The organism is Janibacter zhangyanbonis, assembly GCF_050507325.1.
Classification (GTDB): domain Bacteria; phylum Actinomycetota; class Actinomycetes; order Actinomycetales; family Dermatophilaceae; genus Janibacter.
Map to the genome: position 1 here is coordinate 425,224 of NZ_CP191481.1, position 20,214 is coordinate 445,437.

The window sequence follows — 20,214 nt, forward strand, 5'->3', positions numbered from 1 at the left end:
CATGACAGCTGCAGCGCTCGATGCCCTGGTCATCGCCGTACGGGCAGATGTGCCGGTGCTCGTCTGGGGCAGCCCGGGCACGGGCAAGACGTCGGCCGTGGTCGACCTCGCCAGGGCTGCGGGCTGGGCCCACGAGGTCGTGGTCGGGGCGATCCGTGAACCCACGGACTTCTCCGGGCTGCCCGTCATCGTCGGCGAGCACGTGCAGTTCGCCCCACCACGCTGGGCCCGCCGGCTCGTCGATGCCGGTGAGGGGCTCCTCTTCCTCGACGAGCTGACCACCGCACCCCCCGCCGTACAGGCGGCGATGCTCCGCGTCGTCCTCGAGCGCGAGGTCGGCGACCTGGCGCTTCCGCCGGGCGTGCGGATCGTCGCTGCTGCCAACCCTCCCGAAGAGGCAGCGGACGGGTGGGACCTGTCCGCCCCGATGGCCAACCGCTTCGTCCACCTCGACTGGCCGGTCAGCGCCGAGTCGGTCGCAGCAGGCCTGACCGAAGGCTTCCCCACGCCCGCGACCTTGCTGTCGCGCGCCCGACCCGACCAGGCGCACCTGCTGCGAGCCCGCGCCGTGGTCGCGGCCTTCCTCCGGGTGCGCCCTGCCCTCGTGCTCCGGCTGCCCGAGAGCGCCGAGGAGGTGGGCCGCTCCTGGCCGAGCCCGCGGACGTGGGAGATGACGGCGCGCCTGCTCGCCGAGTGCGACTCCGCGGCCGCCTCCGACGAGGTCCGATCCCTCCTCGTGCGTGGGACGGTCGGCGAGGGCCCCGGCTCCGAGTTCTTGTCCTGGCTGCGCCACCTCGATCTGCCCGACCCGGCGCAGGTGCTCGCCGACCCCGACTCCTTCGAGATCCCCACGCGGGGCGACCGCGCCTACGCGGCCCTGGCCGCGGTCGCGAGCTACGCCGTGGCAGCCGACGACGCCGACCTGTGGGCCCGGGCCTGGCAGGTCGTCGCGAGGGCGGCAGAGGTCGCTCCCGACACCGCCGTGCTCGTCGCCCGACTCCTCGCGGGCAGACGCCCGAAGGGGGCGAAGCTCCCTGCCCAGGTGGACGCGCTCAGCGGGCTGCTGGCCCGCGCCGACCTCGACGCGGAGTGAGTGGCCGTGCAGGAGCGGCCGCGCCTCGAGGGTGAGCTCCTCGAGCGGTGGGCCGCCGGCCGGCTGCTCGCGGTGCAGGAGGCGCCCTACCTCGCGAGCGCGCTGCTCGCCCTTCGTCCCGTGCTCGTCGAGGTGCCGGGCTCGCAGGCCGGCCCGGACGGACCGCTGGCCGGCTATCCCGTCGACGCCGGATGGCGTGTCCACATCGACCCGGTGCGCCTGGCCGTCACTGCACCCCGTGAGCTCGCCTACTGGCTGCTCCACCAGGTGACCCATCTCATCCGCGACCACCCGGCCAGGGGGGTCAGGGCGGCGGGTGCGCGGGGAGGCCCTCCCACAGGAGCGGCGGCCGCACGCAGCGAGCCGGCACGGCGATGGGCCGTCGCCGCGGACCTCGAGGTCAACGACGACCTGCCCGACTCCCTTCGCCCTGAGCGTGACCTGCGGGCCGGGCGGCTCGGCCTGCGCGAGGGGTTGCTCGCCGAGGACTACTGGGACCGGCTCGAAGGGGTGTCGCTGACCGGGGTGCGGGACTGCGGCGGTGGTGCGACCGGCCAGCCGATGGGTGGCGCAGGTGCACAGGCAGCCATCGGGACCCAGGAGTCGCGGCTGCTGCGCGAGGAGACGGCCCGCAGGGTGTCCCGGTGGGCGAGAGCGCACGACGACGTGCCCGGAGGCTGGACCCGCTGGGCCCGGGAGAACCTGGAGCCGGTCGTGGACTGGCGCAGGGAGTTGCGGGTACAGGTGCGCAAGGGCGTCGGGTCAGCGGCGGGCCGGGTCGACCACACCTATCGACGACGCTCACGCAGGGACGGCGTCGTGCCTGGCGTGATCCTGCCCGGCAGTCACCGGCCCGAGGCGGTCATGGCCGTCATCATCGACACCTCGCAGAGCATGTCGCAGGCCCACCTCGACCGGGCGGTGGCCGAGATCGACGGGGTGATCCGCGAGGCAGGGGTCGCCCGCCGCGGGGTGAGCGTGCTCTGCTGCGACTCGGCGGCCTTCGATGCCGGCCGGGTGATGCTCGCGAAGGAGATCCGGCTCCTTGGCGGTGGCGGGACCGACATGCGCGAGGGGCTGGGCGCAGCCGCACGGTTGCGGCCGCGACCGGATGTGGTCGTGGTGCTCACGGACGGGTGGACGGAGTGGCCTGAAAGACCGCCCAGAGGCTGCCGGGTCGTCGTCGCACTGGTCGATGGCGAGGTGCGACCGCCACACTGGGCGCAGGTGGTCGACATCGACCTCTCTGACCTCGCGGAAGGGTGAGTGTCTCGTGTGGGTGACTGGGCCTGACCAGATCATGGGCTTCCTCGGCGGAACTGCCGGGCCGGAGTGGGTGCGGGTCGGTGTCGACGCGGTGTCGGCGCAGTTGTGGACGATTCTGGGGGTCCCACCGGACCTGGCCAGCCGGCTGCAGCGCGATGGCGTCAAGCCCGGCGAGGTCATCGACGAGTGGTGGCGTGCCGGAGTGCCACTCCCGGAGGTGGCCGCCTGGTTGGCTGCTGGCCTCACCTGTGACGAGGCGCTCGAGCAACGCGCCGACGGCGTGGGCCCCGAGCAGGCGCGGGCCTTCGGTGCGCTGCGCGACCTGCCGGGTATCGACGACATCTAGCAGGACCGGACCCGGGGCGTCGGCGACGGGGCGAAGTTTGGTCGGAACTGGGTATACAGAAATAACACATAGTGTTACGGTTGACCGAACACACATCGTCGTTCAGGAAGGTGGTGGAGCAGTCATGCCCAGTGTCGTCATCAAGCCCGGTGCTCGTCTGCGCAGTTCCGTCTCAGAGGTCGAGGTCGTCATCGTGCGGGCCGGCTCCGGCACCGAGGCCGCGGCGCTCACCTGCGGCGGCCAACCGTTGCTCGACATCGACTCCGCGCCAGGCCGTGGTGGCTCGGGCGCGGAGGTCCTCCTCGGCAAGCGCTATGTGGACGAGGACTCCGGCATCGAGCTGCTCTGCACCAAGGGTGGCGCTGGCCCGTTGGCGCTGGCCGGCCGCGAGCTGACCGTCAAGGGCGCCAAAACCCTGCCCTCCTCGGACTGAGCCATGAACCTCGACCTCCTGCTCGACATGGCGGTGTCCGGCGACCCCGACCGGGTCCTCGTCGGCCGGCGCGGCGACGGACTGACCGCTGCCGACCTGCAGCGGCGCGCGGCCAACGGCGCCGCCGTGCTGCGTTCCAAGGGTGCGGCCCACGTGGTCTACATCGCGGTGATCGATGCGGCCTTCCCCACGGCGCTCTTTGCCGCGAGCCGGGCGGGAGTCCCGCTCGTCCCGCTCAACTACCGCCTCGCTCGCGAGCAGCTGGTCGACCTCATCGGCCAGAACGCCCCGGCCTACGTCATCGCAGACCAGGACCTGCTCGACCAGCTCGCGGTCGACCCCGAGATGTCGACGACTCCGGCGGGGTGGCTCGAGCTCACCAACGAGGAGCAGGCGGGCGCCGACGACTCCCTCCCGGGGGACCCAGACGACATCGCCCTGCTCCTCTACACGAGCGGCACCACGGCGGCGCCCAAGGCTGCAGTGCTCCGCCACAAGCACCTCACCGCGTACGTCCTGACGACCATCGAGTTCGGCGCCGCCGACCCCGGTGACTGCAGCCTGGTGAGTGTCCCGCCCTACCACATCGCGGGTGTGGCCAACACGATCACCAACATCTACGCAGGTCGCCGGGTGGTCCACCTCAGCCGCTTCACACCCGAGGGGTGGATCGACACGGTGAGGGACGAGGGTGTGACCCAGGCCCTCGTCGTGCCGACGATGCTCGCGCGGGTCGTGGAGAAGCTCGACGACACCGGCGCCACGCACGGTCCGGCCCTGCGCTCGATCGCCTACGGCGGTGCCCCCATGCCCAGGCGCATCATCGAGCGGGCTCTCGACCTCTTCCCTGACACCAACTTCGTCAACGCCTACGGCCTGACCGAGACCTCGTCGACGATCGCCGTCCTGGGTCCCGAGGACCACCGCGAGGCGGTCGCCAGCGGTGACCCGGCGGTGCGGGCCCGGCTCGACTCGGTGGGCCGCCCGGTCCCCGGCATCGAGGTGGAGGTCCGCGACGACGACGGCACGGCCCTGCCCGCGGGCCGGGCCGGAAACCTCTTCGTCCGGGGTGACCAGGTCTCGGGCGAGTACCGCGGTCGCACCACCGAGCAGACCGACGGCTGGTTCGCCACCCGCGACCTGGCCTACGTCGACGACGCCGGCTTCCTCTTCGTCAAGGGTCGGGCCGACGACACGATCATCAGGGGTGGTGAGAACATCGCGCCAGCCGAGATCGAGGCCGCGCTCGAGCAGCACCCCGCGGTCTCCGAGGTGGCCGTCGTCGGCCTTCCCGACGAGGAGTGGGGCCAGCGCATCGCCGCGGTCGTCGTCCTGCGCCCGGGCCGCGAGGCCAGCGCTGACGAGCTAAGAGACTTCGCCCGTGGCCGGCTGCGTGGCTCGAAGACCCCGGACGTCATCGAGCTGGTGACGGAGCTGCCCCGCACCGATACCGGCAAGCTCCTGCGGCGCTCGCTCGTCACTGACCTCACCCGATCCAGCACCACCACGGAATCAGCAAAGATGGAGGCAACACCATGACGACAAAGGTCACCCTCGACATGGAGAAGTGCTGCGGCTACGGCATCTGTGCCGAGATCTGCCCGTCAGTCTTCAAGCTCGACGACCAAGGTTTTGTCTACGTCGACTCCGACGTCGTGCCCGAGGGCGAGGTGGATGCCGCCCAGGAGGCGGCTGATGCCTGCCCGGAGCTCGTGATCGCCCTGCACGCGTCGTGAGTCCCTCCATTGCGGTCATTGTCGACGCGGTCCGCTCCCCGATGGGCCGCGGACGCCGAGCGAAGGGCGATCGACCCGGTGGAGCGTTGTCCTCGCTGCACGCGGTCGACCTGCTCGCCCAGGTCCTGCGCGGTCTCGTCGAACGCACCGGGATCGACGCCGGGCTCGTCGACGACGTCCTGATCGGCTGCGTCAGCCAGGCGGGGGAGCAGGCCTTCACCCCTGGCCGGTTGGCGTGGCTCGGTGCAGGTCTCCCGGAGCACGTCCCGTCCGTGACCCTCGATCGCCGGTGCGGATCGGGTCAGCAGGCCGTCGAGTTCGCGGTCCACGGGGTCATGGCAGGGGCCTACGACATCACCGTCGCTGGTGGTGTCGAGTCGATGAGTCGCGTGCCCATGGGCTCGGCCCGAATGGGTGTCGACGTCTTCGGGCAAGGCATCGCCGAGCGCTACGCCCCGGGCCTGGTCGGCCAAGGAGTCTCGGCCGAGCTGGTCGCGGCCCGGTTCGGGCTCACCCGCGAGCTCATGGACGAGTACGCGGCTCGATCCCACGAGCGCGCGGCCGCCGCTCACGGCGCCATGGCCTCCGAGATCCTGCCCATCACGGTCCCGGGTGAGGGTGAGGGCGCGGTCGGTGCGACCGTCACCGAGGACGAGACCATCAGGCACGGCACGACCGCCGGCTCCCTCGGCGGTCTCAAGCCTGCCTTCGAGGACGCGGAGGTCCACGCCCGCTACCCGGAGATCAGCTGGTCGGTCACCGCCGGCAACTCGTCGCAGATCACCGACGGAGCAGCAGCACTGCTCGTCATGAGCGAGACCAAGGCTGCCGAGCTCGGTCTGCGTCCCCGGGCCCGGGTCCTGTCGACGGCCGTCGTCGGCTCCGACCCGATCTCGATGCTCACCGGGCCCATCCCCGCGACCAAGAAGGCGCTGGAGCGGGCGGGTCTGACGATCGACGACATCGACCACTTCGAGGTCAACGAGGCCTTCGCCAGCGTCCCCCTGGCCTGGCAGCGGTACTTCCAGGTCGACGACGCGCGGCTCAACCCCTTCGGCGGGGCCATCGCGCTCGGCCACCCGCTCGGCGCCTCCGGCGCCCGGCTGCTGACGACCATGCTCACGTCCCTCGAGACCTCCGGCGGCCGCTACGGGCTGCAGACGATGTGCGAGAACGGCGGGATGGCCAACGCGCTCGTCGTCGAGCGTCTCTGAGTCGGCGTCCCGAGCATTCCCCCCTTCGACCCTGGAGGTCCGGTGCACCGCACCCTGTTCGACAGTGACCACGAGGACTTCCGCAGCATGGTCCGGCGCTTCTTCGCCGACCGGGCGGTCCCCCGCTACGACAAATGGATGGAGGAGGGGCACCCCGACCGCGAGTTCTGGCTCGAGGCCGGGGCGCTGGGTCTGCTCGGTGTCCAGATTCCCGAGGAGCACGGGGGCGGCGGCGAGTCGTCCTTCCTCTACAACGTCATCCTCACCGAGGAGGCCCAGCACGCTGGTCTGGCGCTCGGTGGAGTGCGGGTGCACACCGACATCTGCATGCCCTACTTCCTGGAGCTGGCGACGCCCGAGCAGCAGGCGCGCTGGCTGCCGAAGCTCGCCACCGGCGAGGCGATCAGCGCCCTCGCGATGAGCGAGCCTGGAGCCGGGTCGGACGTCAAGGCGATGTCGACCCGCGCGGTTCGCGACGGCGACCACTACGTCGTCAACGGCTCCAAGACCTTCATCACCAACGGGTTGATGGCCGATCTGGTCATCCTCGCCGTCAAGACCGACCCCGAGGCCGGGCGCAAGGGCATCTCCCTGCTCGTCGTCGAGACCGACACCCCAGGCTTCGAACGGGGTCGTCGCCTCGACAAGATCGGGTTGAAGTCCCAGGACCTCGCCGAGCTCAGTTTCAGCGACATGCGCGTGCCGGTGGCCAACCTCCTCGGCGAGGAGGGCGCCGGCTTCGACTATCTGACCCGCAACCTCGCCCAGGAGCGGTTGTCAATCGCTGTCAACAGCCAGGCGGCCGCGGCGCGCGCCGTGGAGACCACGGTCGAGTACGTCACGCAGCGACAGGCCTTCGGCACCACCGTCGGCTCCTTCCAGAACACCAAGTTCGAGCTGGCCGCGTGCGCCACGGATGTCGAAGCCGGGCAGTCTCTCCTCGACAGGGCTTTGCTTGCGCACGAGAAGGGGGAGCTGACGCCCGCCGACGCAGCCAAGGTCAAGCTCTTCTGCACCGAGCTCCAGGGTCGCGTGGTCGACCGCTGCCTGCAGCTCCACGGCGGCTACGGCTACATCCTCGAGTACCCCATCGCCAGGGCCTATGCCGATGCGCGGGTCACCCGGATCTACGCGGGTTCCAGCGAGATCATGAAGACGATCATCGCCAAGGACATCGGTCTCTGAGGGGTCTCGACCTGCCCGTTCCTTGATCAGATGAGACATTTTCAATACTATTAGTTCTGTTCAATCAATCAACGTCGGGAGCCACGTGTACACGCTCATGCAGGGAGTCAAGGTCGTGGAGGTGGCCTCGTGGACCTTTGTGCCCGCGGCGGGTGCCGTCCTCGCGGACTGGGGCGCCGATGTCATCAAGGTCGAGCACCCCGACCGAGGCGACCCCCAGCGTGGCCTGATCAGCTCCGGCATCGTTCCCGGCCTGACCGCCAGCGCCGACCACCTCGTCGAGCTGCCCAACCGTGGCAAGCGGAGCGTGGGCATCGACATCAAGACGCCCGAGGGTCGCGCGGTCCTCGACGACCTCATCCGCGAGGCGGATGTCTTCCTCACCAACTTCCTCCCGGCCACGGTCGCCAAGCTCCGGCTCGACGTCGACGACATCCGCGCCATCAACCCGTCGATCATCTACGCCCGTGGCACCGGCCAAGGAGTGCGCGGTCCGGAAGCCTCGCGTGGCGGCTATGACGGGGCGTCCTACTTCTCCCGCGGCGGGGTCTATGACTCGCTCATGCAGCCGGGCGCCCAGATGCTGCCCGAGCAACCGTCGGCCTTCGGCGACATCATGGGTGGCCTGACGATCGCCGGGGGGATCGCGGCTGCGCTCTACCAGCGCGCGACGACCGGCCGGCCCGAGACCGTCGACGTCTCCCTGCTCAACATCGCCATGTGGAATGTCGCGCCCAATGTCGTGGCCTCCAAGCTCCTTGAGGGCGTCGACGTCCCCGTCTACGGACCCGACGACCGACCGAACCCCATCGCCCGCAACGCGTACCAGACCAAGGATGGTCGCTGGATCGCCCTGGTGATGCTCGAGTCGGACCGCTTCTGGCCCGACTTCTGCACGCACATCGGCCGCCCCGACCTCATCGACGACCCGCGCTTCGTCGACGCGACGGCCCGCAAGACCAACAACCGTGAGTGCATCAGGATCCTGCGCGAGCAGTTCGCGACGGCCGACATGGCGCAGTGGCGAGAGCGGCTGGCGACGATGAAGGGGGTCTGGGCGCCGGTGCAGACCCCGCTCGAGACCCACGACGACGTCCAGGTCTCGGCCAACGGCTACCTGCGCACGGTGACGACCAATACCGGCCACGAGTTCGCGACAGTCGCGAGCCCGGTCCAGTTCGGCGGCGAGCCGACGGACCTGGGGCCGGCTCCAGACCTCGGGCAGCACACCGAGGAGGTCCTGCTCGAGCTCGGCAAGACGTGGGAGGACCTGATCACCCTCAAGGAGGGGGGCCACATCTCCTAGTCGCTGGTCTGATCGGACAGCACAGTGGCCCCGGCGCTCAGGCGTCCGGGGCCACTTCTGTGCGGTGCCGCAGCGTCAGGGACGCGGCGGGGTGTGGGTGACGATCTCGACGAGCGCGCCGTCGAGATCCTCGGGGTCGATGCGCAGCAGGTCGCCGTCGACGGAGTCCAGCCCGCTGATGCGCTGGTAGCGGGTGCCGCGGGCATCGAGGTCAGCGGCCTTGGCGTCGAGGTCGATCGTCGAGAGCCGGATGTAGTAGGGGCCCGGCCCCCAGTTGTGCAGGAAGAGGCCCTCCTCGGTGTCCCACCGGGTCGGCTCGATGAGGTCGAGGCTCGCGCTGTGGCCCAGGGCGAAGGTCATCCGGGCGCGTCGCAGGCCCTCGTCCTCGAAGGTCTCGATGGTCTCGGGGGGCCAGTCGAGGTTGGTGCGTAGCCGCTCCAGGACGTCATCGAGGTCGCGGACCAGGAACCCGCGCGCGACGACCCGGACGAGGTCGCTGGGTGCGGGGTCGCGAGGCTCCGGCGCCGGCGTCTGGAAGACGGCGTCGGGCATCTGCAAGGGCTCCAGGCCCATGATCTCGATGCACAGCCCGCCGTCAACCTCGGGTGTGTAGCGCGGGTCCTCGGGGAGGCAGCCGACCCACAGCCGGTCGAAGGGCATTTCCGGGGTGCGTCGAGCCAGGCGGAAGGGGACCCGACGCTCGTGCAGGCGCTGGGTCACCCCCTTCAAGTCGTCGGTGATGAGCACCGTGGCGTGCGTCTTGATCGGTCGGTTGGTGCCCTGCAGTTCCTCGATGGAGTGCAGGTAGATCGGGAACATCGGGTCGCCCGGGTTGTCCGCATCGAGGTGCCCCTGTGGCTCGACGCGAGTGGGTGCCACGGCGAGCGACTTGTGGGTCCGCAGGAAATGGGCCACGTAGGGGTGGCCGGGGAAGGCCTGGCGCCAGTTGGGGTGTCCGGTGATGCCCACCTTGTCCACCAGCAGCTGGGCCATCCGATCGGCGTCGGCGACCATGAGGTCGCCGGAGAGCAGCATGGTGAACATCAGGCAGTGCCTCCGGTGCTCGACGTGCGTTGGCCGATGGTGTTGCGTTGCGTACCGAGCCTCTCGATGGTTGCCTCGACGACATCGCCGGGCTGGAGGTAGCGGCCGTCTTCGTGACCGACACCCTCAGGGGTCCCGGTGAAGACGACGTCGCCGGCACGAAGGGGGGTGCGTGCGTCGGCCCAGGCGATGAGCATGTCCACGCCGAAGGACATCTCGCTCGTGCGAGCCGACTGGCGCGTCTCGCCATTGACCGAGAGGGTCAGCTCGAGGTCCGGTGTGCCGTCGCCGAGCTCGTCACGAGTAACGATCCATGGTCCGAGCGGCGCGGACCGGTAGGCGCTCTTGGCGGTGAACATGTCCATGCCCGTCACCGACCCGCCGAACTGGTGGTCGCGGAGGGAGGTGTCGTTGCCGACCGTGTATCCGAGGATGCTGCGCTCGGGGTCACCCGGATGGAGCGTGTCACCGACGATCATGACGAGCTCGACCTCGAAGTCGAAACCCTCCGAGATCTCGGGGTAGACGATCTCATCCTCGGGTCCGACGAGGGCATCGAAGTGCTTCCAGAAGCCGGCCGGTTTGTCATGGGACTGCACTCCGAGGCCGGTGACGTGCTTGGCGTAGGTGGCGCCGAGGCAGATGACCTTGGCGGTCTCTTCGACCGGCGCCAGGATCGCCAGCCCGTCGAGTGGTCGCTGCGCCCCCGAGCGGGTGAGGGTGCCGGGCCCGTCGGCGCACACGAGCGGGCCCCAGGACCCGATCGAGCCTTCGACCGGATCGACTGTGCGGGCCTCGAGGTCGACGACCGCCCAGAAGGGGTCACCGCCGTCGCTGAACCGTCCGATCTTCATGCGTTCTCCTTCTGTGCGGCGGCCTCGTCGGCCAGCTCGGTGAGATCGAGTTCGGGATCGGTGAGGTGCTCGAGCGAGACGGCCAGGCCGTCGTGCATGATGCGCCGCACCGCGCGGACATCGTCGGTGCGGTTGTAGGCGACGCAACCCCGCAGGATCCCGTTGCGCACGAGCACGGCCGAGAAGTTCCACTCGTCGACGTCGCCGCGCAGATAGACCTTGTCCAGCGGCTCGGGCACGCCGGTGATCTGGATGGTGACCTCGTACTGGTCGGACCAGACCCAGGGCACCTCGAGGAACTCCTCGTTGCCTCCGCACATGTTCTTGGCGGCGACCTTGGCCTGGTGCTGCGCGTTCTGCCAGTGCTCGACCCTGCGCCGCTCACCGATGAGCGGGTGGGGGAGGTTGGCGACGTCGCCGATCGCGAAGATGTCAGGGTCGATGGTCCGGCACTGACCGTCCACGACGATCCCGTTGCTGACCTCGAGCCCGGCCTGCAGCCCGATGTCGTCGTTGGGCACCATGCCGACGCCGATGACGATCACGTCGGCGGGGTAGCGGCTGCCGTCGGCGGCATGCGCGACGAGGCCGTCGGGGCCGTGCTCGAAGTCGGTGATCGCGACGCTGGTGCGGAAGTCGACCCCCTTGTCCCGGTGCATCCTCATGTACAGCTGCCCGAGCATCTGCGGCATCATCCGCTGCAGCGGCAGCTCGAGGCCCTCGAGCACCGTCACGGTGCAACCCATCTGCACCGCGCTGGCCGCGACCTCGGCGCCGATGAACCCGCCGCCGACCACGACGACGCGCGCCCCGGGCTTGAGCCGCTCGCTGATCGCAAGGGAGTCCTCGACGGTGCGCAGGGTGAAGATGCCGGGGACGCCGTCGGTGCCGGGCATCCGACGAGCGTCACCGCCAGTGGCGATGAGCAACTTGTCGTAGACGAGCTCCTGGCCGTCGGCGAGGTGGACCGTCCTGGTGTCGCGATCGATGTGCTCGGCGGCAACCCCCGTGATGAGCTCGATGTCCTTCTTGTCGTACCAGTCCTTGGGGCGCAGGGCAGTCCGCTCCGGGCTCTCCTGGCCGCGCAGCACACCCTTGCTCAGGGGTGGCTTCGAGTAGGGCGGTCGGTTCTCTTCGCAGACCACCACGATGCGCCCCGTGAAACCTTCGGTGCGCAGGGCCAGAGCGGCGGTGCCGCCTCCGACGCCTCCGCCGATCACCACGAATGTCTCGGTCACGGGTCCTCCAAGGGGCGGGCTTTCAATGATACGGCTAGGTCAGATAGTGTCATATCCGTACGGTGTTGGGAATAGCAGCCAGACAATGCGTCGGTCCGTCGTGACCGGGATGGAGGGCCCATGCGGGTCGCAGTGATCGGGGCCGGGACCATGGGTAGCGGGATTGCCCAGCTGACGGCGATGACAGGGCACGAGACGGCGCTCGTCGATCTCGACGAGCGCCAGCTCGAGCGGGCACTCTCGGGCATCGCCCAGAGTCTGGAACGCTTCGTGCGCAAGGAGAAGATCGACGCGGACGAGTCGGCGGCCGTCCGGGCGCGGCTGACGACCACCACCCAGCTGGCCGAAGGGGTCGCCGGCGCCGATGTCGTCATCGAGTCGGTCATCGAGGTCCTCGACGTCAAGCAGGCGGTGTTCAGGCAGGTCGTCGAGCACGCTCCGGTCGACGCGCTGCTCGGGACCAACACGAGCCAGCTGTCGATCACGAGCATCGGTGCGGCCATCCCGAAGGATGCCCACCGGCTCGTCGGCATGCACTTCTTCAACCCACCCGTCATGATGCAACTCGTCGAGCTGGTGGCCGGCCTGGAGTCGAGCGAGGAGGCCATCCAGCGGGCGGTCGACTTCGGCGAGGCGCTCGGCAAGGAGACGGTGGTCTGCCGCAAGGACTCCCCGGGGTTCCTCACCTCGCGCATCTCGGCGCTGGTCCGGTTGGAGTGCCTGCGCATGCTGGAGGAGGGGGTGGCCAGCCCGGGTGACATCGACAAGGCACTGCGGGTCGGCTTCAACTGGCCGATGGGCCCGCTCGAGCTCGGTGATTTCAACGGGCTCGACACCTACCTGCACATTCTCGGCTCCCTCGAGGACACCCTCGGGGACCGCTTCAAGCCGACGGTGACCCTGCGCAACCTCGTCGCCGCCGGCCGGCTGGGCCGCAAGACCGGGCACGGGATCTACGCCTATGACGAGTCCGGCAAGAAGGTCGAGGACTCGGGCAGCTCCGATCACTCGGGGAGCATCCGGTGACCCAGCTCGACGAGCGCTCCGCTCCCTCCGTGCCTGACTCCGCGGCCGGTGGATACCAGTTGTCCGACCGGTACGAGGCAGGGGCCCGACCGGTGCTCCTGACGGGCGTCCAGGCGGTGGCTCGATTCCTCGTCGAGCAGCACGCCCGTGACGCCGCCGCCGGTGCCCGGACGGCCAGCCTCGTCTCCGGCTACCAGGGCAGCCCCCTCGCCGGTCTCGACAAGACGCTGGCCGGCGTCAAGGCGCTGCGTGACAAGCACGGCATGCATCTCGAGCCGGGCCTGAACGAAGAGCTGGGCGCCACCGCGGTCTGGGGCAGCCAGCTCGAGCTGCCCGGTGAGACGCGCAAGGTCGACGGGGTGGTCGGGGTCTGGTACGGCAAAGGGCCAGGGGTCGACCGCAGCGGTGACGTCCTGCGTCACGCCAACATGTACGGCGCCCACCCGCGTGGCGGTGCTGTGGTCCTCGCCGGCGACGACCCGGGGTCGAAGTCGTCGACCGTCCCGTGCGTCTCCGAGCGGTCACTGGCTGCCATGGGTATCCCCGTCCTGTACCCGCGCAATGCCGCAGAGGTCATCTCGATGGGCCTGCACGCCGTGGCGCTCTCGCGCGTGTCGGGGTGCTGGGTCGCTCTCAAGATCGTGTCCGACGTCGCCGACGGACTCTTCACCGTCGACGCCGACTTCGCTGCCCAGCGGATCGTCCTCCCCGAGATCGAGTGGGAGGGCAAGCCCTGGCGCTACGAGCAGCTCGCCATGCTCTCGCCGACCGACAGCCTCAAGGCCGAGGCGGCGCTCGTGGGCCCGCGTACCGCGATGGTTGAGGCGTATGCGGCCGCCAACGAGCTCGACGTCGTCGAGGTCGAGGCACCCGGTGCCACGCTCGGCATCGCGGCCACCGGCGCGCAGTTCGACACCGTCCGGCAGGCACTGCTCGACCTCGGTCTGGACGACGCCGCGCTGAGCGACGCCGGCATCCGGCTCTACCGGATCGGCATGCCGTACCCGCTCGGCCGGTCGCGGCTCACCGCCTTCGCCGAGGGTCTCGACGAGATCCTCGTGGTCGAGGAGAAGACTCCCTTCGTCGAGTCGCAGGTCCGCGACCTCCTCTACGGCAGCGCGCAGCAGCCTCGGGTCCTCGGCAAGGCCGACGGGGCCGGGACGCCCCTAGTCCCGGCGACCGGCAGCCTGACGGCCGACCGGCTCGTCCCGGCGTTGCGACAGTGGCTCGACGGGCGCGTCGGCCTGCGTGAGCCGGCCGCGCCTGCCCGTCGCTCCCGGATCGACCTGTCGATCACCCCCGTGGGCAGCGCCCAGCGGATCCCCTACTTCTGCAGCGGCTGTCCGCACAACCGGTCGACGGTGCTGCCCGAGGGGTCCATCGGCGGCGGTGGCATCGGCTGCCACACGATGGTGACGATGGCACCCCGCGAGAGTGCACAGGTCACCGGCATCACCCAGATGGGCGGCGAGGGCGTGCAGTGGCTCGGCCAGGCGCCCTTCTCCGACATCGACCACATCTTCCAGAACGTCGGCGACGGGACGTACTTCCACTCCGGCCAGCTGGCGCTGCAGGCCTGTGTCGCCGCCGGGGTCAACATCACCTACAAGATCCTCTACAACCAGGTCGTCGCGATGACCGGGGCACAGGACGCGCCGGGTGGTCTCGGCGTGCCCGAGCTGACCACGAAACTCGCCGCCGAAGGCGTGGGGCGCATCATCGTGTGTGCGGACGAGCCCGAGAAGTACGGTCGCAACGCCGGTTTCGCGCCCGGGGTCACGGTCTGGCACCGCGATCGCATCGACGACGCGCAGCGCGAGCTGCGCGAGGTGCAGGGTGTCAGCGTCCTCATCTACGACCAGCAGTGCGCGGCCGAGGCCCGCCGCCTGCGCAAGCGCGGCAAGGTCGAGGTGCGCCCCATGCGGGTCGTCATCAACGAGGCCGTGTGCGAGGGCTGCGGGGACTGCGGCGTCAAGAGCAACTGCCTCTCGGTGCAGCCGGTCGACACCGAACTGGGGCGCAAGACCCGCATCGACCAGACCAGCTGCAACACCGACTACAGCTGCCTCGACGGTGACTGCCCGTCGTTCATGACGGTCATGACCGACCCGGGGGTGAGGCTGTCCACGGCCGTGCCGGCCACACTCCCGAGCATCCCGAGCCCGCAGCGGCCGACGATCGACGGGACCTTCGACGTCTTCCTCGCCGGGATCGGCGGCACCGGCATCGTCACGGTCAACGCCCTCCTCGCGACGGCAGCCCTCGTCGACGGGCTGCACTGCTCGGGTCTCGACCAGACCGGTCTGTCACAGAAGGCCGGCCCGGTGACGAGTCATCTGCGGCTCGCGCCTGCCGGTGCTGCGCCGGCGAACAACCGGATGAGCGAGGGCCGGGCCGATGCGATGCTCGCCTTCGACCTCATGGTCGCCGGTGAGGCGAAGAACACCGCTCTGCTGGGCCGGGACCGCTCGACGGTGATCGCCTCGACGAGCCCGACCCCCACGGGCGAGATGGTCTACGACCCGTCGGTCACCTACCCCGACGAGCAGGGTCTCCTCGCCCCCCTTCGCTCTGCGGCGCGCTCCGTGCACACCGTCGACATGCTGGCGGCGACGACGGCGCTGCTCGGCTCGGTCGAGGCGGCCAACCTGCTCCTCGTCGGTGCCGCCGTCCAAGCGGGCGCCCTGCCGCTCTCGGTGGCGGCGCTCGAGCAAGCCATCGCGCTCAACGGCGTGGCCGTCGAGGCCAACCTCGCTGCCTTCAGGTGGGGACGGGTCAGTGTCGCCGACCCGGTGGCCTTCGGCGCCGCGACCCGGGCCCAGGTGGTCGAGGCGCCGGTGCCGGACGGCTCGCGCTTCCTCGCCGGGCTGTCCATGGCCGGGGAGACGCGGCGGCTGGCCGACGTCCGTGCAGCCGGCATGGATGCCCACTCCGGAGCCGGTGCCGCCCTCGGCTACGCCCGGTTGGTCGAGCGTGCCTGGGTGGCCGAGCAGTCACTGGCCCCGGGCAACGACGACGCGGCCCATGCCTTCAGTGAGTCAGTGGCTCGCGGCGCTCACCGGCTCGGCGCCTACAAGGACGAGTACGAGGTCGCTCGCCTGCTGACCGACCCCGACCTCGAGGCGCAGACGCTGGGACAGGTACCGGGCGCGGCCCGGCCGACCTATCGGCTGCACCCACCGATGCTGCGATCCGCCGGGATGAGCAAGAAGATCTCGATCCCGCTGGCAGGCCGGCCGGCGCTGGTCGCGCTCGCCAAGGCCAAGCGACTGCGTGGCACCGCGCTCGACCCCTTCGGTCGGGCCCACGTGCGCCGCCTCGAGCGGGCCCTGCTCGCCGACTACGTCGCGACCGTGGCACGCCTGGCCGACGGGCTCGATGCCTCGGGCTACGACACCGCGGTCGCCGTCGCCGAGACGGCCGAGATCGTGCGTGGCTACGAGGGCGTCAAGCTCGGCAACGTGGCGCAATACGTGCAGGCTCGTGCCGAGCTCGGCCACCCGGTCTCGGCCGAGGTCGCAGGCCTGCTCTGAGGGTCGGCCGACCGACCGACTGATCGGGCCCACCCGGCGTGCAGGACGTGCACGCCGGGTGGGCCCGATCAGTCGTGTGGGCGGCAGGGCCGACCCGTGTCTCAGCGACCCTGATAGACGCCCTCGCGCCGCTCGCCGAAGGCAGCAACCGCCTCGGTGTAGTCCTCCAGCGCCGTGACGACGCCGAAGTGCGAGGAGACCATGTCGTAGTGCGTGCGCAGGTCGACGCTCTCGGCCGAGCGGACGAGGCGCTTGATCATCGCGACCTGGACCGGGGGAGCGGCCGCGATCTTCTCCGCGAGGTCGTAGGTCCGCTCGAGGACGACCTCGTCGTCATGGACCTGGTTGACCAGCCCGAGGCGTAAGGCCTCGTCTGCCCCGACCGCGTCGCCGGTGAGCAACAGCTCCATCGCCTTGGCCGTGCCGACGAGTCGGGGGAGCAGCCACGCACCGCCGTCACCGGGTACGAGGCCGACCTTGATGTAACCCTCGATGAGCTTGATCGAGCGGCCGGCGACGCGCATGTCGCACAGCAGCCCCATGTCCATGCCGGCACCGACCGCAGCGCCGCGCATGCAGGCGATGACCGGCTTGTCGAGGTCGGCGAGTGCCGTGGCCACCCGGTGAACGCGCCCGGTCAGCATCTCCTTGCGGCCCAACGGGGTGGCCTCGACCTCGGCCAGCGCAGAGAGGTCGACGCCCGAGCAGAACGAGTCACCCGCGCCGGTGACGACGACGGCTCGGACGCGGTCGTCGGCGCCGGACTCGCGCAGCGCGTCGGTCCACTCGTCGACCATCGTCAAGGTGAAGGCGTTCTTGCGCTCGGGGCGGTTGAGGGTGATCGTCGCGATGTGCTCGCTGACGTCGTACACGAGGTCGTCGCTCATGGTGTGTCTACTCCTGTCAGCAGTGGCCAGAGGCCAGCACCGGTCGCGGTGACGGCTCGGTCGGCGATGAGCTCGGCCCAGCGGGACTGGCTGCCCCACTCCGAGCGCCAGGACCACAGTCGGGTCGTCGCATGCCGAAGGGGGTGCTCCTGGGTGACCCCCATCGCCCCGTGGACCTGGTGGGCGATGGTGGCAGCGGTCGTGCTGGCCTCGGCCGTGCGCACTGCCGCGAGCGCGACGGCGAGCTCGCTCGCCGGAGTGCCGAACCCCTCTGTCGCGACCCGTCGCACGGCAGCCTCGACGACTGCGGACGCAGCAGCGGTCTCGGCGACGAGGGTGGCGAGCTGCTGCTGCACCGCCTGGAAGGCGCCGATCGGTCGACCGAACTGCACTCGCTCGCCTGCGTACCGCAGGCTCAGCTCCTGGGTACGCCGCAGGGCGCCTGCGGCCAGTGCGGCACGAGAGAGCGCGCCGCGCAGCTCGAGCTCGGTGCGTGCGGTGTCGGGCACGGGGGAGAGGTGCGGCAGCCGGAGGTCGATCGTGATCTGGTCGCGCCGCTCACCCGCGAGGTTGTGTCCGGGAACGACGCTCACGCCCTCGACCTGCGTGCCGACGCCGAGCTCGGGAAGCTGGACGACCCCGAGACCGTCGGGGGTCTGGGCCAGCGCCACGACGATGGTCGCGACGCCGTCGTCGGGGAGCACGGGGACGCGGTCCACGGTGCCGGTGACATGCCAGGCGTCGCCCTCGCGCTCGGCCCGCACGTCACTCGGCCCGGTGCTCACCGGGCCGTCCGGCTGGTCGAGGCCGGCGAGCTCGAGGAGCCATCCACCGAGCAGCGAGGTCTCGGCCAGCGGGCCCGGGGCGGTGTGCTCCCCGATGACGCGCAGGACGTCGGTGGCAGCCACCAGGTCGGCACCCGAACCACCGCGCTCCTCGTCGAGGCCGAGCCTGGTGACGCCGACCGCGTCGAGCGCAGCCCACACGCGGGCGGCCGTCGACGCATCGTCGACGGACTCGGTCGGAGAGGCGTCGGCGAGCACCTCGTGCACCATCGCCGTCAGGTCGCGCAGGTCGGCTGCGGTCAGTGCCTCGGTGCTCATCGGACTCCCATCCCTCGGGCCACGACCCCGCGCAGGATCTCGTTGGTCCCACCACGGATCGTGAAGCCGGGTGTGTGCAGCACGGCCTGAGCGAGCAGGCGGCGGGTGGGGTCGTCGGAGTCGAGGTCGGGCTCGACGTCGAGGAGCGAGTCGGCCAGGGCCACGACCTCGCCCTCGAAACGGGTCCCCAGGTCCTTGACCAGGGCGGCCGGCACATCTTGGGCGACACCCGACGAGAGCGAGGCGGCGACGTCGAGCGACATGGCGCGCAGCGTCGCGAGGCGGGCGAGCAGGAGCCCGAGCTCACGCCGTCCGGCGCGGTCGGCGCGCTGGGCCAGTGCGTCGACGAGGACGGCGATGAGGGGATAGGTGGAGAGGAAACGCTCCGGGCCGCTGCGTTCGAAGGCGAGCTCCGACGTCACCTGGTGCCACCCCTGGCCGACCTCGCCGAGCACCATCGAGTCGGGCACGAAGACCTCGTCCAGGACGACCTCGTTGAAGTGGTGCTCACCGGTGAGCAGGTGGATCGGGCGGATCGTCACGCCGGTGGAGTCGAGCGGGACGATGAGCTGGGAGAGTCCGGCATGCCGGTGGGAGGTGTCGAGGGGAGCCGTGCGGACCAGGGCGAAGAAGGCGTGCGCGTGGTGCGCACCGCTGGTCCAGACCTTCGTGCCCGTGACCAGCCAGCCCCCGTCGGTGCGGATGCCCTTCGTCCGGACGGAGGCGAGGTCGGAGCCGGAGTCGGGCTCGCTCATCCCGATGCCGAAGTAGACCTCCCCGCGCGCGATGCCCGGGAGGTACATCCGGCGCTGCTCCTCGGTGCCGAAGCGCAGCAGCGAGGGACCGATCTGGCGGTCCGCGATCCAGTGCGCCGCGACCGGCGCCGCGGCGGCGAGAAGCTCCTCGGTGACGGCGAAGCGCTCGAGGGCGCTCCTGCCGTGGCCGCCGTACTCGGCCGGCAGGGTCATGCCGAGCCAGCCGCGCTCGCCGAGCCGACGGCTGAAGTCCTCGTCCCAGCCGGCGAGCCAGGCGTCGGCGATGGGCGCGAAGCGTCCCGCAGCGCGCTCCTCGTCGACGAAGGCGCGGACCTCGAGGCGAAGGGGGTCGGTGGCCGCGAGCGCTTCGCTCACGGCCGGTTCGCGCAGCGCGGTCATCGTCCCTCCCACATAGGGAGGCGCTTCTCGGCGAAGGCCCGAGCGCCCTCCCGGGCGTCGCGCGAGGCGCGGACAGGGGCGGTGATCGTCTCCTGGTGGGCGAGGGCGGCGGCGTTGTCGAGGGTGCGGGTCTCGGTGACGATCTGCTTGGTCGCGGCGACAGCGAGCGGGGCGTTGGCCGCGATCGCTCGAGCCAGCTCGAGTGCCGTGTCCCGGACCTGCTCGGCCGGGACGAGAGCGTTGACCATCCCGAGCTCGTGGGCACGCGCTGCGGGGAGCGGCTCGCCGGTGAGCAGCATCTGCAGGGCGAGGTGGTGTGGGAGCCGCTGGGCGAGCCGGACCGCTCCGCCACCAGCGGCGACCAGGCCGCGCTTGACCTCGGGCACGCCGAAGGTGGTCCCCTCGGCGGCGACGATCAGGTCGCAGGCGAGAGCGATCTCGAAGCCTCCGCCGAGGACATGTCCCATGACGCCGGCGACGACGGGTTTGGTCGGCGGGCGGCCGACGATGCCGAGGCCGCCGCGCGAGGCGGAGATCGGGCGCTCGCCCGTCTCGGCGAAGGCCTTGAGGTCCATGCCGGCGCAGAAGGTGCTGCCGGAACCTGTCAGCACGGCAGCGCGCAGCTCGGGGTCGCCGTCGAGCTCGTCGAGGGCCGCAGCGAGGGCATCGGCGGTCGGGAGGTCGATCGCGTTGCGCCGGTGCGGCCGGTTGAGGGTGATGACGAGGACGGGGCCCTCGCGCTCTGTCAGCAGGTACTCGTCCACCGAACTTACTATACAGAAAGAGTTACTTCTGT

Annotated in this window: 18 protein-coding genes; 11 read left to right on the forward strand and 7 right to left on the reverse strand. The window is 70.5% G+C overall.

Translation table 11 applies throughout. From position 1 onward, the window contains the following. Position 1: 1 nt before the first annotated feature. The 9 genes from ACQBJO_RS02135 to ACQBJO_RS02175 all read left to right on the forward strand — a co-directional run bounded on the left by ACQBJO_RS02135 (position 2) and on the right by ACQBJO_RS02175 (position 8,579). Entirely contained in the window at positions 2 to 1,093 is a 1,092-nt protein-coding gene (locus ACQBJO_RS02135) for a sigma 54-interacting transcriptional regulator (protein ID WP_421008157.1), read from the forward strand. Positions 1,094 to 1,099: 6 nt separating this feature from the next. Beyond that, a complete protein-coding gene (locus tag ACQBJO_RS02140) occupies positions 1,100 to 2,359 on the forward strand; it encodes a vWA domain-containing protein (RefSeq protein ID WP_421008158.1) in 1,260 nt (419 codons plus the stop codon). A gap of 13 nt (positions 2,360 to 2,372) precedes the next feature. Then, on the forward strand, positions 2,373 to 2,705 hold the full coding sequence (locus ACQBJO_RS02145) for a hypothetical protein (protein WP_421008159.1): 333 nt from the start codon (positions 2,373 to 2,375) through the stop codon (positions 2,703 to 2,705). Between the two features lie 124 nt (positions 2,706 to 2,829). Next, positions 2,830 to 3,138 carry a hypothetical protein gene (locus ACQBJO_RS02150; protein ID WP_421008160.1) on the forward strand — a complete coding sequence of 103 codons (309 nt, stop codon included), beginning with the start codon at positions 2,830 to 2,832 and terminating at the stop codon, positions 3,136 to 3,138. A gap of 3 nt (positions 3,139 to 3,141) precedes the next feature. Then, a complete protein-coding gene (locus tag ACQBJO_RS02155; RefSeq protein ID WP_421008161.1) occupies positions 3,142 to 4,677 on the forward strand; it encodes a class I adenylate-forming enzyme family protein in 1,536 nt (511 codons plus the stop codon). Further along, on the forward strand, positions 4,674 to 4,874 hold the full coding sequence (locus ACQBJO_RS02160; RefSeq protein ID WP_338538837.1) for a ferredoxin: 201 nt from the start codon (positions 4,674 to 4,676) through the stop codon (positions 4,872 to 4,874). Before ACQBJO_RS02155 ends, ACQBJO_RS02160 begins: the two co-directional genes overlap by 4 nt. A 41-nt stretch (positions 4,875 to 4,915) precedes the next feature. Continuing rightward, positions 4,916 to 6,088 (forward strand): thiolase family protein, encoded by a 1,173-nt coding sequence (locus tag ACQBJO_RS02165; protein WP_430407165.1) that lies wholly within the window; start codon positions 4,916 to 4,918, stop codon positions 6,086 to 6,088. A 42-nt stretch (positions 6,089 to 6,130) separates the two neighbouring features. After that, positions 6,131 to 7,273 (forward strand): acyl-CoA dehydrogenase family protein, encoded by a 1,143-nt coding sequence (locus ACQBJO_RS02170; RefSeq protein WP_421008163.1) that lies wholly within the window; start codon positions 6,131 to 6,133, stop codon positions 7,271 to 7,273. A gap of 85 nt (positions 7,274 to 7,358) precedes the next feature. Next, positions 7,359 to 8,579: a CaiB/BaiF CoA transferase family protein gene (locus tag ACQBJO_RS02175; RefSeq protein WP_421008164.1), complete on the forward strand. Its 1,221-nt coding sequence runs from the start codon at positions 7,359 to 7,361 to the stop codon at positions 8,577 to 8,579. Between the two features lie 75 nt (positions 8,580 to 8,654). On the opposite strand, the gene ACQBJO_RS02180 is transcribed toward ACQBJO_RS02175, so the two are convergent. From ACQBJO_RS02180 to ACQBJO_RS02190, 3 genes are read right to left on the reverse strand one after another with little or no spacing between them, the layout of a single operon-like run. Continuing rightward, positions 8,655 to 9,623, reverse strand: coding sequence for a hypothetical protein (locus ACQBJO_RS02180; RefSeq protein WP_421008165.1), 969 nt, complete (start codon positions 9,621 to 9,623; stop codon positions 8,655 to 8,657). Continuing rightward, positions 9,623 to 10,477, reverse strand: coding sequence for a fumarylacetoacetate hydrolase family protein (locus tag ACQBJO_RS02185; protein ID WP_421008166.1), 855 nt, complete (start codon positions 10,475 to 10,477; stop codon positions 9,623 to 9,625). Before ACQBJO_RS02185 ends, ACQBJO_RS02180 begins: the two co-directional genes overlap by 1 nt. Beyond that, on the reverse strand, positions 10,474 to 11,715 hold the full coding sequence (locus tag ACQBJO_RS02190) for an NAD(P)/FAD-dependent oxidoreductase (RefSeq protein ID WP_068424654.1): 1,242 nt from the start codon (positions 11,713 to 11,715) through the stop codon (positions 10,474 to 10,476). The genes ACQBJO_RS02185 and ACQBJO_RS02190 overlap by 4 nt, the downstream gene beginning before the upstream one ends. A 120-nt stretch (positions 11,716 to 11,835) precedes the next feature. On the opposite strand from ACQBJO_RS02190, the gene ACQBJO_RS02195 reads away from it, so the two are divergent. After that, positions 11,836 to 12,741 carry a 3-hydroxyacyl-CoA dehydrogenase family protein gene (locus tag ACQBJO_RS02195; protein ID WP_421008167.1) on the forward strand — a complete coding sequence of 302 codons (906 nt, stop codon included), beginning with the start codon at positions 11,836 to 11,838 and terminating at the stop codon, positions 12,739 to 12,741. Continuing rightward, the gene (locus ACQBJO_RS02200) at positions 12,738 to 16,274 is read left to right on the forward strand and encodes an indolepyruvate ferredoxin oxidoreductase family protein (RefSeq protein WP_421008168.1); all 3,537 of its coding nucleotides are present in this window, start codon (positions 12,738 to 12,740) and stop codon (positions 16,272 to 16,274) included. Before ACQBJO_RS02195 ends, ACQBJO_RS02200 begins: the two co-directional genes overlap by 4 nt. A gap of 101 nt (positions 16,275 to 16,375) precedes the next feature. On the opposite strand, the gene ACQBJO_RS02205 is transcribed toward ACQBJO_RS02200, so the two are convergent. The 4 genes from ACQBJO_RS02205 to ACQBJO_RS02220 are packed head-to-tail and all read right to left on the reverse strand — an operon-like array spanning position 16,376 to position 20,182. Further along, positions 16,376 to 17,161: an enoyl-CoA hydratase/isomerase family protein gene (locus ACQBJO_RS02205; protein WP_338538831.1), complete on the reverse strand. Its 786-nt coding sequence runs from the start codon at positions 17,159 to 17,161 to the stop codon at positions 16,376 to 16,378. Beyond that, a complete protein-coding gene (locus ACQBJO_RS02210) occupies positions 17,158 to 18,264 on the reverse strand; it encodes an acyl-CoA dehydrogenase family protein (RefSeq protein ID WP_421008169.1) in 1,107 nt (368 codons plus the stop codon). The genes ACQBJO_RS02205 and ACQBJO_RS02210 overlap by 4 nt, the downstream gene beginning before the upstream one ends. After that, positions 18,261 to 19,418: an acyl-CoA dehydrogenase family protein gene (locus tag ACQBJO_RS02215; RefSeq protein ID WP_338538829.1), complete on the reverse strand. Its 1,158-nt coding sequence runs from the start codon at positions 19,416 to 19,418 to the stop codon at positions 18,261 to 18,263. Before ACQBJO_RS02215 ends, ACQBJO_RS02210 begins: the two co-directional genes overlap by 4 nt. Then, on the reverse strand, positions 19,415 to 20,182 hold the full coding sequence (locus tag ACQBJO_RS02220) for a crotonase/enoyl-CoA hydratase family protein (RefSeq protein ID WP_421008170.1): 768 nt from the start codon (positions 20,180 to 20,182) through the stop codon (positions 19,415 to 19,417). Before ACQBJO_RS02220 ends, ACQBJO_RS02215 begins: the two co-directional genes overlap by 4 nt. Between the last annotated feature and the right edge of the window lie 32 nt (positions 20,183 to 20,214).

What these genes read in the sequence shown, in the direction of transcription:
- ACQBJO_RS02135 (WP_421008157.1), top strand. Translation starts at nt 2, where the DNA reads ATGACAGCTGCAGCGCTCGATGCCCTGGTCATCGCCGTACGGGCAGAT.
- ACQBJO_RS02185 (WP_421008166.1), bottom strand. Translation starts at nt 10,477, where the DNA reads ATGAAGATCGGACGGTTCAGCGACGGCGGTGACCCCTTCTGGGCGGTC.
- ACQBJO_RS02160 (WP_338538837.1), top strand. Translation starts at nt 4,674, where the DNA reads ATGACGACAAAGGTCACCCTCGACATGGAGAAGTGCTGCGGCTACGGC.
- ACQBJO_RS02150 (WP_421008160.1), top strand. Translation starts at nt 2,830, where the DNA reads ATGCCCAGTGTCGTCATCAAGCCCGGTGCTCGTCTGCGCAGTTCCGTC.
- ACQBJO_RS02210 (WP_421008169.1), bottom strand. Translation starts at nt 18,264, where the DNA reads ATGAGCACCGAGGCACTGACCGCAGCCGACCTGCGCGACCTGACGGCG.
- ACQBJO_RS02180 (WP_421008165.1), bottom strand. Translation starts at nt 9,623, where the DNA reads ATGTTCACCATGCTGCTCTCCGGCGACCTCATGGTCGCCGACGCCGAT.
- ACQBJO_RS02155 (WP_421008161.1), top strand. Translation starts at nt 3,142, where the DNA reads ATGAACCTCGACCTCCTGCTCGACATGGCGGTGTCCGGCGACCCCGAC.
- ACQBJO_RS02215 (WP_338538829.1), bottom strand. Translation starts at nt 19,418, where the DNA reads ATGACCGCGCTGCGCGAACCGGCCGTGAGCGAAGCGCTCGCGGCCACC.
- ACQBJO_RS02165 (WP_430407165.1), top strand. Translation starts at nt 4,916, where the DNA reads ATGGGCCGCGGACGCCGAGCGAAGGGCGATCGACCCGGTGGAGCGTTG.
- ACQBJO_RS02205 (WP_338538831.1), bottom strand. Translation starts at nt 17,161, where the DNA reads ATGAGCGACGACCTCGTGTACGACGTCAGCGAGCACATCGCGACGATC.
- ACQBJO_RS02195 (WP_421008167.1), top strand. Translation starts at nt 11,836, where the DNA reads ATGCGGGTCGCAGTGATCGGGGCCGGGACCATGGGTAGCGGGATTGCC.